General features: G+C 56.9%; 13 protein-coding genes. All 13 read right to left on the reverse strand.

The window, feature by feature from the left end:
* Positions 1 to 14: 14 nt before the first annotated feature.
* Genes WCS52_12850 through WCS52_12910 form a run of 13 tightly spaced genes read right to left on the reverse strand, consistent with a single transcriptional unit; the run spans position 15 to position 15,367 of the window.
* Positions 15 to 1,451 carry an MBOAT family O-acyltransferase gene (locus tag WCS52_12850; GenBank protein ID MEI6168072.1) on the reverse strand — a complete coding sequence of 479 codons (1,437 nt, stop codon included), beginning with the start codon at positions 1,449 to 1,451 and terminating at the stop codon, positions 15 to 17.
* A 58-nt stretch (positions 1,452 to 1,509) separates the two neighbouring features.
* Positions 1,510 to 3,570, reverse strand: coding sequence for a glycosyltransferase (locus WCS52_12855; protein MEI6168073.1), 2,061 nt, complete (start codon positions 3,568 to 3,570; stop codon positions 1,510 to 1,512).
* Positions 3,571 to 3,603: 33 nt separating this feature from the next.
* Positions 3,604 to 4,725 (reverse strand): hypothetical protein, encoded by a 1,122-nt coding sequence (locus WCS52_12860; protein ID MEI6168074.1) that lies wholly within the window; start codon positions 4,723 to 4,725, stop codon positions 3,604 to 3,606.
* 15 nt (positions 4,726 to 4,740) lie between these two features.
* Positions 4,741 to 5,544 (reverse strand): glycosyltransferase family 2 protein, encoded by an 804-nt coding sequence (locus WCS52_12865; protein ID MEI6168075.1) that lies wholly within the window; start codon positions 5,542 to 5,544, stop codon positions 4,741 to 4,743.
* The gene (locus WCS52_12870) at positions 5,541 to 6,473 is read right to left on the reverse strand and encodes a methyltransferase domain-containing protein (protein MEI6168076.1); all 933 of its coding nucleotides are present in this window, start codon (positions 6,471 to 6,473) and stop codon (positions 5,541 to 5,543) included. The genes WCS52_12865 and WCS52_12870 overlap by 4 nt, the downstream gene beginning before the upstream one ends.
* A 20-nt stretch (positions 6,474 to 6,493) precedes the next feature.
* Complete coding sequence (locus WCS52_12875) at positions 6,494 to 7,663, reverse strand: hypothetical protein (GenBank protein MEI6168077.1); 1,170 nt, start codon at positions 7,661 to 7,663, stop codon at positions 6,494 to 6,496.
* Positions 7,664 to 7,690: 27 nt separating this feature from the next.
* Complete coding sequence (locus tag WCS52_12880) at positions 7,691 to 8,539, reverse strand: glycosyltransferase family 2 protein (protein MEI6168078.1); 849 nt, start codon at positions 8,537 to 8,539, stop codon at positions 7,691 to 7,693.
* Positions 8,536 to 9,492, reverse strand: a complete 957-nt coding sequence (locus WCS52_12885; protein ID MEI6168079.1) for a hypothetical protein — start codon at positions 9,490 to 9,492, stop codon at positions 8,536 to 8,538. Before WCS52_12885 ends, WCS52_12880 begins: the two co-directional genes overlap by 4 nt.
* Positions 9,489 to 10,391, reverse strand: a complete 903-nt coding sequence (locus WCS52_12890; protein ID MEI6168080.1) for a glycosyltransferase — start codon at positions 10,389 to 10,391, stop codon at positions 9,489 to 9,491. The genes WCS52_12885 and WCS52_12890 overlap by 4 nt, the downstream gene beginning before the upstream one ends.
* A 24-nt stretch (positions 10,392 to 10,415) precedes the next feature.
* Entirely contained in the window at positions 10,416 to 11,351 is a 936-nt protein-coding gene (locus WCS52_12895) for a glycosyltransferase (GenBank protein ID MEI6168081.1), read from the reverse strand.
* A 17-nt stretch (positions 11,352 to 11,368) separates the two neighbouring features.
* A complete protein-coding gene (locus WCS52_12900; protein MEI6168082.1) occupies positions 11,369 to 12,355 on the reverse strand; it encodes a glycosyltransferase family A protein in 987 nt (328 codons plus the stop codon).
* A 27-nt stretch (positions 12,356 to 12,382) separates the two neighbouring features.
* Positions 12,383 to 13,501: a glycosyltransferase family 1 protein gene (locus WCS52_12905; protein MEI6168083.1), complete on the reverse strand. Its 1,119-nt coding sequence runs from the start codon at positions 13,499 to 13,501 to the stop codon at positions 12,383 to 12,385.
* Between the two features lie 6 nt (positions 13,502 to 13,507).
* Positions 13,508 to 15,367 (reverse strand): hypothetical protein, encoded by a 1,860-nt coding sequence (locus WCS52_12910; GenBank protein MEI6168084.1) that lies wholly within the window; start codon positions 15,365 to 15,367, stop codon positions 13,508 to 13,510.
* Positions 15,368 to 15,388: the final 21 nt, after the last annotated feature.

The following is a 15,388-nucleotide window of genomic DNA, read 5'->3' on the forward strand; positions in this document are numbered from 1 at the left end:
AGCGCACGCATGGGCTAGAATTGGAAATAAATGAACGGTTGAACACGGAACTCGCCCAGGAGCACAATGGCCAGGATCATTCCATAGGCGACCCCCCAACGGATCCAGGTCGGCTGGTTGGATAGCATGGGCCGGAGATGCCAGCGGCGTTGCAGCAGATGTACGCTGATCAGGATGACCAGTGAGGCAATGGCCAGGATAAACTCCTCAGGCCTCAGTCCCGCCCACGCCGTCGTGTGCCAAGGTCCCTGCCAGGCGTTGCGCAACAGCACGCCAACATCCGATAGGCTGGCGGCACGAAAAAAGAACCAGGCCACCAACACCAGGTGGAACGTACACAGTACCCCGACGAACTTGCGGAGTGATGGCCAGCGCGCCAATCCGACTACCTCCCAAAGATGCGAACGCCAGGAAGCGGTAAACCGTCCGATCACCATGTACAGGCCATGCAAGCCGCCCCACACCACATAGGTCCAATTGGCGCCATGCCACAGCCCGCTGAGGAGGAAAACCGCCAGGGTATTCCGGACCCAGAGGACGGCTGACACGCGGTTGCCACCCAGCGGGATGTAGACGTAATCCCGGAACCAGCTGGATAGCGAAATGTGCCAGCGTTGCCAGAACTCGGCGATAGACGTGGCGAAATACGGACGCCGGAAATTCACCATCAACCGGACGCCCATGCACTGCGCTGCACCGCGCGCAATGTCCGAGTATCCTGAGAAATCGCAGTAGATCTGGAACGCAAAGAAATAGGCCGCCACGAGCACCGGCAGGCCGTGGTAGGCACCCGGATGGTTGAAGACCTCGTTGACCTGAATGGCTAGGCGGTCCGCAATCACCACCTTCTTGAACAGGCCCCACAGCATCAACAGGAGTCCATCCCGCAGCCAGACCGGGTTGAAGTCATGGGGCTCGCGCAGTTGATGCAATAAATTCTGCGGACGCTCGATCGGACCGGCCACGAGTTGGGGGAAGTACATGACATAAAGGGCGAACACTCCCAGATGCCGCTCTGCCGGTTGATTTCCCCGGTATACCTCAATGGTGTAACTTAACGATTGGAAGGTGTGGAACGACAGGCCAATAGGCAATATCCAGGCCAGGGGTTGAACGGGATAATTCCAGTCCAGCACTTGCGCCAGACCAGCCAGGTTGGCATTGATGAAATTGAAGTATTTGAAGAAGGCGAGTACGCCGACATTGGCAACTATGCTTAGCACCAGGTAAAATCGGCGCCGCTGCCCTTGTGCCGGCTCAATCAGGAGTCCGGCTACGTAATCCACAAGAATCGTAAAGAAAAGGATCAGGATATAGGCCGGCACGAAGGCCATGTAGAAATAACAGCTGGCGGCCAACAGCATGATCCACCTGACGCGCGGGGGCAGCAGGAAATACAGTGCCACCACGAGCGGGAAGAACAGCATGAATTGGAATGAGTTGAACAGCATGTGTCAATGAGTTGTCTGAAATCAATTGCCCCAGGCTCGGATCAGGTGACTGGTTCCATTAGATCACAGCGGCAAGACGGGCACAGGCGATGAATTTGTCAGCAAGTTCATCCATGCTGTCCACCCAGATCGTATTCTGGAACGATTCATAATGAGCGGTGATACGCTCGAGTAAGGCGGGGATTTCCAGCGGGTCGCGGAATCCCAGACCGCCGAACTCAACCAGCTCCGGATGTCCGCCGTCGTGGAGGTAAACAGCAGGAAGCCCGCAACTCAACGCCTCAACCAACGAGTTTGAGCAGGGGTCGCGCTGGCTAGCGGTGATGAAAACATCATGCTCTTTCAGCATGCTGGCCAGACTAATTGAGTCCACAGGTTCCACCACCCGGATATTCTTGAAGGTCTCTTGAATACGTCCCACGAAAGTGTATTCATAGCGGGTCCAGTCGAGATGCTCATCCAGCCACCGGTAAGTATCACGGCCCTTGCGAGGGTTGTCAGACCAGGCGGTCGAAATCAGCCGGGTTTTGCGTTTCGGGTCGAAGGGGAGGCATCCCTCTTTATTGAAAATGGCCCCATCACAGCTGTTCCAGAGCAGGACAGGCCGGAAGGGTTTGAACCCGAGATCGTAGGTCTGGCTCATGCTCCACCCGCTCTGCATGACGGTGACGTCAGCCAGCTCCTGGTTGATTTTGTAGCAGGCGGCGTCGCTTTTGGTGTCATTCCCGCGATACAAACCGATGGGACCATCAATTCGGTGGACCACCACGGCGCCAGGTTCGAGTTCCCGGTCAAACTTTTCACGATCAAACCAGATGGATTGGATGACATGTGCATCGGCACCAACCCCTGAATTCCGGACTACCGCCATGCCCTTCCGTTTTAAAGCCCCTTCGAGTGCGATCATGAACTGGTTGCCGCCACCATAGGGGGGCGGCTGAAAATCGTTCCATAGCGCGAAGGTTAATTGTTTCTTCTTCCCGATCCGTTGTTCGATCTGTGTCCTTCGAATCTCGCGGTTCGGGTTGACGACCGGGGCTTTACCCCGGCCAAACCATGAAGCAATGCCTGAGGGCCGGACCACCTGAGCCATGACGGCTCGCTTTGGGGAGGCGTTCAGCAGGGCCTGTTCATAGATATATTTGAGTCGACCGGCGATGGCCTGATGCGTGTTGAATTTGTGGATATGCTCATAGGCGGTCTCGATCAGGGGGCCAAGATAGTTATCCTCGATGTCCCTTGCCAGCATTCGGGCCCCTTCTTCTGCGCTGTCGAAAATCTGGTTCCTGAACAGGATATCGGGAGACTGGCCGACGCGGGTGCTGATTAGTTTGGTTTTGCTGGCAGCGCATTCCAATACTGAATTCGGGGCCCCCTCCCAGCGACTTGAAATGACATAGGCATCCAGCCCCCTGTACAGTTTTGCGACCTCATCCAGGCTCAGCGTATTCTCCGCAATGTCGTCCTTCGCGATTTCCTGTCCGACAAAGGTGTACGGGATACCCCGGGCTTTAAATTCCCTGCGAATCCAGTGACGTCGGGGCCCGGCCAGCAGGAAATGCACGGGCAGGCCCCTGCGGTGCAGGAGGGTTGCCACTTCCAACAGGACATCGGCGCCTTTCTGTTTCTTGGGAAGGGAAAGGTCGGACCCTGATGAGTCCCGGTGAAAATTACCGATCAGGTGGCGGTCAGACGGAATCCCGAACCGTGCTTTCAAGGCGGCGGAGGCTTCCTTCCGGTCCGGTGGAGGGGCGAACTGCATTACGTCAATGGCGTCCGGGAAGAGCATGCAGGGAAGTCCGCAATTGCTCACAAACTGGAGCGATTCAACATACTCGCAAAGCCAGATATCAATGAGTTCGCGTACCTTCAGATATTCCGGGCGGTTGAAGACGATATGGGGCTTGTCCGCAATGCTGGCAATCACGCATTTGCCGGCTAGCTGTTTCGGGGGCAGTTGCAGAAGGGAATGCCAAAACACGGTGTGGATGATGTCCGCCTTCTCAAGAGGGACCACCTCGACGAATTCTTTTGAAAGCTGTGTCAAGTGGTGGAGATCATGGTCCAGAGCCCAGCTGATGCCTTCACCACCTGTGAAGAAAACTTTAAACTTTTCCATAATAGTATCCTCTCTCAGAAAACGGGTCGCCGGTTATAGTGCGGCAACAATATGAGCCAGAATTGACTGATAAAACGGCAATGAATTGCAGGGAATCACGAAACCGCCCCATACGGAGTACATTGGGAGCAGGAGTCCGGCCAGGCCGACCAGCAGCAGGGCCCCCTGCCACTGTCCCTGCGATGCCGGCGTCCAGGATTGCTCGACATGGCGGTTGGCGCAGATCACGGCATGCAAGGCGGGGGCCCAGGCCAGAAGCGTAAAGACCCGTGTCGTGTCTGAGGTGAAGAAGGTGATGCCATAGAGACTGGTCTGGGCTGCTAGCGCCAGCAGAACGTAGCGTGGTGTGGATGACCAGAGAATGGCCAGACTGGCTGCCAAGGCCACCCACACGGCACCGTGAAGCGAAAACAGGGTCATGGGAAGCTGAGAAAAGTTGTTATGCACCAGATTGACCAGCGGCAAACTGCGAGCGCAGTGATAACGGGAGACCAGTTCGATTCCATATGCCATTAGAAAGCCATGAAGCACCCAGCGGCCCAAGGCAAGCCCGGCAATAGATGCGATGAGTTGGGGCCAGCGGAATCCCGGCTCGTGTGCGGCCCAACGTAAGAGGCAGAGCGTGGGGATAATAAATAAAAAAACGGCATGGTTGGTGGCGGCCAAGAGGGCCAACAGCCCCAGGGCGAGCGGGGCGTTTAGAAACAGAAAGGGCACGGTCATGACGAACGTCATGGCGTCGGGCATGCCGACGAAAGAATAGAGAACGCCTCTGACCGGATGTGCGAGGAGTATCAGGAGGAAAAGGGCCGCCGTTTTCCGGTGGGACCGCCATGCCACCAGGGTCGCAAAGGCCGCGAATCCGCAGAAAACCAGGGTCATGCAAAATAGGCTGTAGGCGGTAAGTGTCTTGAGGCCGAGGGCATGGGCGCAGAGCGGCTGGAGCAGGGTTTCCTGAAAGTAGTTTGCAGGCGCCAGATCCAACCTGGTGCGGAAGGGGTCCAGGGAGAGCTGGTAATAGATGGTGTCCGAGGCCACCGCAAGCCCGGTGTAGAGGATGCTGAATACCGTGGCGCCCACCATCAAAAGGATGGGGTGGCGTTGGACAAGGGCTTCGAAACGGCCCTGCAATAATTCGATCCAATGCGTGAACATGGGTGTGGTGGCCGCTTATAAGCCAAATGAACTGATATCTTTTTCAACCTGCGGGCCCCGCATGTAAAAGTCGCGCTTGAAATAAGGGATGTCCTCGCGCCCGAACAGCGAAAACACCCAGGAGCGGAGATTGAATGACCACATGGTTGCCTCTCCCACCCCTTTGCGGATCTTCACCTTTTCGGTGTTACGCCGCAGGTCCACACTGCTGCGGTGCGTGAAACAGAGGTGCAGGCACCGTAACGGGGTTGCCTCCCAATCCAACTGCTTGTGCAGTTCACACACGGAGTGTTCGTTGTAACCGGGTTTATAGGTAATGGTTCCGCCGTGAAGTCGCTCGGGGCAGGGGGAGGGCCAGGACTCAATGGCTCCGAAGTTATAGAGTTTCACCATGCTCCGGCAGGGTGGGGCGAGGTGGCCCGTGGCGCGTTGCCGGTCACGGTTAAACTGACGCACGTTCAGTACATTCCCCAGGAGTTTGAAATGCTGGTTATACCGGCCGGCGAGCAGATCGGCGCGGAACCGCTTGAGGCCGACCGGGTCATAGACCTCATCTCCATCCACGCCGAACACCCAGTTCGGTCCACCGGCATAACCAGCGATCCAATCGTGTGACTCGGAAGGATGATCCACTGTTTTGTATTCGATTTTTGGATGTTGCGTCGCCATTCGCCGGACAATGTCCGCTGTACCGTCGGTGGAGTGATTGTCGGCAACATAAATCCGATCGCAGAACTCAAGAATGTTCCGGAGGACGGCTTCGATGAAGAGATCCTCATTCTTGATGAGGACGATCGCAATGATTTGAGGTGTATTCATAGGGTTTTCGACGGGGCCTCCCGGCATGTCTGTGCCATGTCGTTCAGCATCAGGTGTTCCCGCAGCCAGCCGCGCTGCTGGGCGTTTTTCAATCGTTGGATGGCCAACGGTTCTTCGGGCCTGCCATGGAGCTGATTTAGTTGCGATTTGACGCGCGCAAGCGAGAAACCAACCGGATATGCGTCATCTTTCTCGGCCAGGATGGTTAATTCGTCTGCGAACCAGTGTTTGCCTCCCGGCAGGTGCTGCAGGAAGCGGCAGGCATGAAACAGCCAGGCCACGGAATTTGCTAACCACTTCCGGCCACGGAAGGCCCGGGTCAAAGGGTCGGCTGGCAGGGAATGAAACTGGCGCCCATCCTCAATTACGCTAAAGCCATTCAGAAACAGATTTGTCCGGAGGAATCGGAAATCCCAGAAACGCACATGATGCCCCTCACCGAACGGCCGGTTGCCACTGCATAAGGAATAGAGCCGGTAACCGGAATACGAGATGTTGGGGGTGTTGACCAATAGCATGCCGCCGGGCTTGAGGACGGTATGACACAGGCGCAGGAAGTTGTCCGAGTCGAACACATGTTCAATGGTCGCCAGTGACACCACGAGGTCGAATGTGCCGGCATGATTTTTGGCCACACGGTCCACCTCTGAAGCATCGGCATCCAAATCCACGTGCAAGGTGTCGAAGCCGAGTGCCTGCTGATGGGCGAGGTGGGCGGGGGCATAGTCTGCGCAGGTGACCTTCATGCCGAACTGGTCACGCAACAACTCAGAGAATTCGGCATTCCCGGCACAGAGGTCCAGGCAACGCAAGCCGCGCAACCCGCGTCGGGTCAACACGCTGGATGCGCTCCGGTACCAGGGCCGGTCATAGTGTTTCACGGTACCGCGTTCGTGTGCGGCCCGGGCATCATGTTCAGCTTTACTCATTGATATTCCCCCGCCTTACATTATCCGATGGAAGCGACTGCTTTGATCCAGGTCTTCATACAGTTTGCCGTGTCAGTCAGGAAATCACGGCCGCCGTGGTCCCAAACAAAGCCTTTGAACTGGTCCGCCTCCGCCGCGAGGTGGTCCGCCAGGCATGCATAGGCTTCCAAATGTGTGGCCCCCGACAATTTCACTTCTATCATCCATGGGATCAGCTCCTCAATCAAAACCATGCCGGCCAGCTCATGGTAAAGATCCTTGAACAGGTTATGCGGCGACCGACGATGATCCAGGATAGGCGTGCCGACCCGGATCCCTTGCCCAAGGTGTTTCACGCACTTCTGCGTCAGGTAGCCGCTCAGGATGTCGCCGTAGCGGTCAATCTGCAGTCCCTGCAGGGGGAACCCCATCCGGACGTAATAGTAGGTCAGCGCGGCCGCTCGCGTCAGCGCGGTGTTCTGCGTGTTGATGGGCGACCAGACATCCGGGCCCATGATGACGCTGGGGCCTTTGAATGTCAGGACTTTGGGCCGCCGGCACAGACGGTATACCGCATCGACATCCGGCTCATCAAGCCACAGTCCGACATTCATGGCAATGGGTAGCGGCGTCCCGCCATGTATCCATTTGGTTTCCCGTTCCGCACGCTGCGCAAAATAGGGGAATCCCCGGGGAAATATGCCCTCCGCATCTTCCTGCTGACCGTCCTGATTTGTGTCAGCCCGATCCGTGCGCTCCCCGCTTTTCAAAAGGCTGCAGACGTTGAACCAGCCATCTGACGAGTGCACGATGGGATCAGCGGTCGTCCCGCCCACGACCCGGTGGTCTTCGACGAATCGGGTGCCTGCGGGGCAATAGTTGTCGTCGTCGATCGAGACCAGCGTCTCGCACCCCTGGTCCAGGGCCATGAGGTATCCGACATTCCGCCGGTTGTCGGTGTCATAGGGGATGAACCCCGCAGGCAGTCCCAGGCGTTGGAGGAATGTCTCCTGCTCCTCGAGCGTCGGGCAGGCGACGCGGAAGCCTTTCTGCCGCGCCGCCATCGCCGCACGCCCCACGCTTGCCGGTGTCTTCCGGTCCGGAATGATGATGAGGTTGGCTGTGTCGGAAAGATGGCCCGCCTGCAAGGCCTCCACATAGCTGTCGAGAAAGGCCGGCTCGAATATGGTCGTTACAACGATGCTGGTCATGCGGTTACTCCATCTCCTGGTTTTACTTTATTCATGGATTGCACTTTCATGGCCCATCGTCGCGAGTAGGGCAGAAACCGCTGACGGGTTGCCCGATTCCAGCGCGGCCTGCATCTGGCGTACCAGCGGCTTGCTCTGCGCGGCGGTCTCCTTGAACCAGCTCCCTTCGTGCACGTCGTGGTCGTATTCCATGCCGGGCACGACATGGAGAAGCCCGCCCCCCTGCAGCCATACCAGGTTCGCAAAGAACACATCGGCCCCCCCCACATTCCGGCTGGCATACGGCGTAAGCCCGGCCACGTAGGGTTTGACCGGCACGATGTAATTTCCAGTGTTCAGGAAAACGCACATCGGATCCTTCCAGGCCGGCGTAAACAGGGCGGGCGCGGCTTTCAGGTCCATCGTCGTGCCGGCCAGGAAGCTGAAGTCAAACCGGGGCCGGGCGCGTTGGGGACAGTAAATCACCCGCTCGGACCATGTCGCCAAGGCATAGAAGCGGTCAAGATAGTCCGGGCCGAACTGGTTGTCGGAATCGAGCAGAAGCGCCCAGTCCAGACGGCAGTCGCCCACGACCGCCAGCTTGTTGCCAAAGGCACCCAGGTTGGAGGCATTGCGAAAGAGCCGCACCCGCGGTCCGAGCCGGCCGAGGCCGGCCGCCATCTTGTCAAAATTCGCAGTATCCGAGGCATCGTCGCGCACGACGATCTCGCCGATGCGCGGATCGGGAAGCATCCGTTGAACGACCTGCAGGACGCGGTCGGCCCGGTTGTGTGTCGGGATGGCCACGGCGATGCGCCGCGGATCGGAACGCAGCCGTTGGCGCGGCAGCGTGAACGTTCTCAACATCTGCATGATTCTTTCCGGTAGCATATTCATAATGTGGTTTGCCCCGTGTACGCCTTCAGGCGTTGTGTCAGGTGCCGTTGGTCCAGCCGTCCGTCCTTTCCAAGCACCAGCCAGCCAGGAAGCGGTCGGTGTCCGGTCGGTCCATAGATTTTAAGACCCTTGGAAAGCAGCGCCGCGCTGTAGCTGAGGCAGCTTTTAGCCATGACCAGCACATCGGAGAGCACCAAGCTGTGGAAGGTGGAAAGTAATTCTTCGTTCAGGTGGAACTCGACCCCGAACCGGCGCAGTTCGGGAAAATCCTCCTCGGTCCCTTGCGAAAACACCCTGATCACATAGGGCGCATCCGTGTCGTGGAGCGCATCGGTGATCGTCTGCAGGAGTACGGCGCTATCATCGCTGCGGGTCATGAGGTGCAGCTTGTGCGCGAGGTCCTGTCCCCGGCGGAGGTGTAAGGCGACGTTCACGACGCCGGGGGTGTAGTAGCCGGTACACCCGTCCTTCGGAGCCGCGTGGTAGCGCGCGGCAAACCGGTCGGTCAGGCGCAGGTACTGGTGGGGATACAGGTCTGCGTACGCATGGCAGTTGGGCGTTGACCAGAAGCTGTCGTCGATCATCCGGATTTGCGTGGGGTTGTTCACCCGGCGGGGCTCGCCCAGCTCGTGTGCCACATCCGCAACCGCCAACTCGCCGGCCCCGATCCCGAAAAACCGTTCGCACCGGGTCGGCCAGTCGGGCTCGTCGGCGGGCGTGTTGTGGAGGGAGGTGAAAGGACTGTGGACATACGTCAGCCCCTGACACTCCGCAAAGAGCATGCCGGAGAGGCGCGCCTGGAGTTGCGCGCCCAGCCCGTCCTGGTTTCCCGGGCAGGTGATGTGGCAGTTGCCGGCACGGAGCCAGCGCTGTTTGAGGAAGATCGCACGGGGGAGGACGCGTTCTGTCCACCACCGCTGCGTTCTGTTGGCGGCCCTTGTGTTTGTCGTCATGGTTTTGGTGATCCTTGCCAGCGGCTGGCCCACTGCCGCATCCAGGCCCGCCCATAAGTGGCGAGGGCGTAGCAGACAAATGCGGGGCTGCGCCAGCGGCGTTCAAAAACCTGCAGGGTTGCGGGTGTCAGGCAGCCCGTCTGGTACTCCCATTCGTTTAGCTGTGACGGATTGCCATCCACCCAGAGAGAGTGCCATTTTTCCAACAGATATTTTTTATCCCCTTGCGCCCGGTCCATGTTGTCTTTCCGAAGGAATGTGTTCGCGTGGTAGTTGTGTAGCGCCCGCGCCCCACGGGAAATATCGATTTGATATCCCGCCTGAACCAGGCGCATGCAGAGATCGAAGTCCGCAAAATAGAACTGGAATCCTTCATCGATCCAGCCGACCTGCTCCAGCGCGGCACGCAGGAACAGGCCGTGGTTGACGTAGACCTGGCCGAACACCTTGCGGATCCAGAGCTTCGGTTGGGTCGGCCACTCCAACCAGGGGAATGCCAGTGCTCCCAATTTTTGGCCTGCCGTCAATGCCGATTCAAACTCCTGGATGCCCCTGGCTAAGGCGCCGTATTCAAGGATGACATCATCACTGACCATGAGGATATATTTGCCCCGTGCGCACTTGAATCCGAGGTTCATGAAGCCACCCCAGCTCCGCCGTTCCAGCGGTTGCCCCTGCCAGTTGCCTTTGTTGTGCTGGAGGATCAGGACCACATCCTTCTGCTTCGCCAGCCACTCGACAGACCCATCGGTGGAGCCGCCTTCCACGATGATGATTTCACCGCCTACGGTCTTGAGCTCCCTGCGTAAACAGGCGATCGTCTGCTGGAGATACCACTTGCGGTTGAACGAACCCAGGACAATGGACACTAGGGGGGTGTTTATGGAAGGGGGAATCATGGTTGCGCGCATTTTCCTTTTAGTTCACTCATGAGTGGGCAGGCTTTCACCACCCCACTGTGCCATACCCAAACGTGCGGCAACATAAGGGGGGAATGTGAGAATAAAGCCATACCTCCGCGCCGACACCAAGGGGCGTAGTGCCCTGAAATAGAGACGTAATGCCAACTGAAATTGGGAGGCATGGGCGAGTTTAACGCATCGCCGGGCGAAGATGTTTCCTAATCGGCTGCGACGGGCATGAGCCCGGCCCGCACCACCGGCATAGGCTTGTTTGTCGAACTCCTCCTCGAGAAGGCGTAGGCTGCTCTCGTACAGTAGGGCTATGTTATTTGATGTATTGCCCTGATGAGAACGATGCAACATGGTCACCGGTTCCGTAATCAAAATATAGGGGATATGGGATCCAATCCGCAGGAGTAAATCCAAATCTTCGTCAGTGATCAATCCCTGATGAAATCCCTCTGACTTCATGAACAGGGCGCGAGGGATAGCACCGATGAGACTGGCAGCGTGTGAAGCATAGGTTGGCGCTGCAATGAAGTCAGGATAGCACTCGGTTTTCAGTTCTGTATTCACCCACGTCCGGGTGAGGGTCGTTTCCATAGGGGTCCGGATCATATACACCAGGCAAGTCGGTCCGTATTTCTGAACCGTTTCGTTAATGGATGCCAATGTCCATGGAAGCCATGTGTCGTCGCTGTCCAGACAGGTCAGGTAGGCGCCGCAGGCAACAGCGGCGGCCGCATTGCGTGCCGCTGCTGGTCCCTGCCGCTGCGTCCGCACTACCGTGATGCGGTCACCACAATCGGCCAGCACCTTCGACGTGTCATCCGTTGATCCGTCGTCGCAGACAATCACCTCATAATCCTGAAAGGTTTGCGCCCAGACCGAGGCCAACGCCTCCCGTAAAAATGTCGCTCGGTTGTATGTCGGGATGATGATGGAATAAAGTGGCATAGGATGTGAAGGACGCCTTAGGCGCCGGGGGTATTCAGGGTTGGATCGGACCAGGGGCCAGATAGGCGTCGGGCGCAATGTTGGCCGACCTGTTCAAGAAGACGACTCGTCATGATTGCGGTCAGATATCCTCCATACCAGAGGCTCAGGCCGAGCCTGTTCCGGCGCGGTAGAATGTGAACCGTTTGGCGGAACAGATCGGCACTTTCGCGCCAGGCTCCGAACTGCTTCGTCAGGTGGAGCGACACAGATATTCCGAACCGGACGATGCGCTTGGCAACCAGTGGGTCGTTTGCCCCATGCCCGTACAGTCCATTGTGAAAATGGTTCAGCATCTGCTTCACGCCTTCGAATCGTGGCTGCATCAGCCGCATGGTGCGACCTGCATGTTCACGCACGTAGACGGTCGTGGGTGCGTCCATACAGACATAGCGCATCTTACGGGAGAGCCGGAGTATCAGATCAGTGTCACAGCCGGAATATCTGTACTCCCAGAAGCCCTGAGCGGACACCAGGAGTTGACGGGGGATGGCCCCCAGCATGCCGGACCCATCCGGCACAGAGGGAGGGGCTTCCGCGTAAGAATTAAAAACGCGATAGGATACCGGACTCGGGTCCGCAGGTTGTTTTGGAACATTATCACCCATAAAATAGGTTGGATACAGATACACGCCTGCAGGTTGTTCCACGGCCTCGACTACCTTGTCCACCTGCTCCAATGTCCACGGCATCCAGAAGTCATCGCTTCCAATGATGGACACATAGGTGCCCTGGGCCATAGCCAGGGCGGCATTCGTGGCCGCGCCAATCCCCTTGTTCGATCCACGCTGGGTTCGGAGGCGATCCCCATAACTTTTCAATACCGACTGAGTATCGTCGGTGGATCCGTCATCATAAACCACCAGTTCGAAATCCCGATAGGTCTGCCCAAGCACCGAATCCACAACTTGCCGGAGGTAATCGGCGCGGTTGTAAGTGGCGATGATGATGGAGTACTTGGGCATGGGGGTAAAAAGGGTGTGATCTGTTGTTTATGTAAGTAGTTGTTGATAAACAGACAAGGTTTCGCTCGCTACGTCATCCCACGATGGCCAATGGGTAATCCGAACGGCGCCTTGCTGAATCAGTTCTGCATAGCGGCTCGCTTCAGTTGCGCGACAAAGCGCTGCGGCCATGTCATCGGAGGAAAGGGGGTTAAAATATTCAGCTGCTGAACCCGCTACTTCCCGGAATACGGGAATATCAGAGCAGACCACCGGCGTGCCGCAGGCCATGGCTTCGAGCAGGGGTATCCCGAACCCCTCAGCTAAAGAGGGGTACACTAAGAGTTTAGCCGCAGCGTACAATTCTACAAGACGCTGGTCGCTTACGGCGCCCAGGAAATGAATTTGCGTGTTCAGCCCCTGTTTATCTATAACGGCTTGATGCTCTTTTGCCAATGGTTCATCCGGGCCACAAACGACAAGATGTGCCGTCATAGAGGGGGCTAAAGCCGCGTAAGCCTCGAGTATCCGTGTAAAATTCTTGTATGAGCCACGACGTCCCACGAAAAGCCAGTAGGGGTGCCCTTGGCATACTGTATCGCGTAAATGTTGGCACGCAGCGGAAGCGACCTGGGCGGTGCGAAATACATCGCCAACGGCTAACTGAATGGTCCGGATACGTTCCGGTGGGGTATTGGTAAATTTAAGGATATCCCGTTTGGTGCATTCACTTATGGCGATCACGCCATCCGCTGCTTCGATGGCTGATCGTTGTTGTGCAAGGAAGGCCGATCCGTTGGGGTGAAGGTCGGGATGATGCGCATCGACAAAATCATAAACGCTTACCACATTGCGACTTTTGGGGAAGGGGCTTTTGGTATAATAGCTCGAGTGAAAAATATCGGGGCCCTTCCCGTAGAGCTTGGCCCGCTTTGATAAACTCTGCAGGGCACGTGCCGGATGAGTCAACGCTCCATGGAAAGAGGAGAATACCGGGACCACATGAATATTGTCATGGATACCCACGCTCCCTGGAATCACTTCGGAGACGAACCATTCAGCCGAGGCGTCCATTTTAGGCAACCGAACCAGAAGCTCATCAAAATATCTACGGATGCCGCCAACGGGACTGCGTGCGTAGACCATTCCATCAATCCAAATCTTCATAATCCATCACGGTTTCACAAATAGAAGGGCGCCAACGCCACAGCCAGGCATGGTTTCCCATGAATCAAAAACCTTGTAATGAAGCGCAAATAGTTCGGGATCCTTGACCGCGACATGATTGCCATCACGGATCCAATCTTGAATATAATGATGAAAATGACCGGGCTGTTTTTCCCCATACCAGCCAATGCGAGTGGGCTGTATTCCCAGGGGCCGGATTAATCTTTGCTCGATGGCGTCTGCATCATACCAGCGCTGGAAGAAGGTTTGGGTCGTTCCGTCAGGCAGGACTTGTGGTTGTTGGGTCCCGTAACAATCGTTTTGGCGGTACTCGATCCGGAATGTCCGATCAACGGGAACCGTCAGGATCAGATGCCCCCCGGAGCGCAGGGCGGAGAACATTTGCTGGACTGCCCACGTGTCGTCATGATGGCCATTCTGAATGTGCTCGATGACGGAAATCGACCAAATGACATCATATCCGCCTTTTCGAACGGGGAGTGATTCTATCCCGACTGGCTGTGTGGCGACGTTGGTGAAGTGGAGGGTTTCAATAATGGATTGGGTCTGTTGCACATCACGCAAATCAGGATTGATAATTTGCAAGTGTGCCGAAGGATGGCGCTTGGCTACATATAAACTGAATAAATAAGGAGAACTTACGTCCAGGCAGTGTTTGATTTTGGCCGGCAATGAGTCGCGCGCAAAGGAAAATTCATAATATCGCGTACTACTTAAAGGGGTTGACAGCAATCGCCACGATGCATGATGGGCTTTGATGAGCAGGCGAAAACCCAGCGAACGTCCAAACTGGAAAAAGTCATGTCCGATCAGGTTGGCGCGGCGGCCTTGTTGAATCGATTTTGACGAACGATAATACCAGAGAAACTGTTGCCAGAACCAATCCAGAGTTTGTCTGGGGCGGCTTCTGTTTTGATGGGGACCACGCCACCAGCGCAACATCCTCTGGACGGAATCATAGGCTTGGTCAAGCCGGGAAGGGCTTGCTGCGCGCTCACGAGCTGCCACATATTGCCGGGTGGCCGCAGTAACATCCGGGCGCAATTCGATTTCAGGGAAGCGAGCCGGAATCTCACGGGACATGGGATTAGTTTTGATCACAAATTTCTTGAGTCGCAGGTTCGGGCGGTAGTTGACGCCCCCGTCCAAGCCGATGTTGTTTGTCAGGTAGGCCTTGGTTAGTGCGTGTAACCAATCTCGTTGGAGGCACTCCAGGAAAACCGGATAGTCCCAATAACGGCCGGGATATTTATTTACCGCGCGCACTGCTTGCACCACGTCATCCCCGGCCTGCCGTGGGATTTGGTCAGGAGATTCAAATGTTGGGCGATACTTTAGCACATTGGCGCCCACCATCTGCCACCGGTCTGCCCACGTGGCCCAGCCCCAGCAGGCGAAACGGGGCGAGAGGATCACATCGAAGGGATACCTCTGCAGGGCGTCCGGGCCGATGGTGGGATAGCCCCCCACGGAGAAGATTCGGGGTTGATTCCGGTAAACGTCCAACAAGCGCTCCATGGCTTCGCAGAACACTTCTGATGGAAGTACGTCGTCCTCGACCACGATGGCTTGGGGGTATCGTTCGAAAATTTCGTTCAGGCCAGAGACAATATTGCCGGCAGACCCTAGGTTGGTTGGGCGCTCGGTGAGAGTGATGGGTAAGTCCCGGTAGTTGCGAAGGAGATCACGGACTTCGCGCACGCCCGCTTCATCCTCGGGCCGCGCGGGGCCGTCGGAAAAGGCCAGCACCTCTGCAGGCCGAACCGATTGGCACGATAGGGCATCCAGGACCCGTAAGGTCTGCTGGGGGCGGTTGTAGGCAAAGAATATGACGGGTGTGGTCATTAGCTGAAAAAAGGCTGCGTG

Source organism: bacterium (assembly GCA_037128595.1).
GTDB lineage: Bacteria > Verrucomicrobiota > Kiritimatiellia > CAIKKV01 > CAITUY01 > JAABPW01.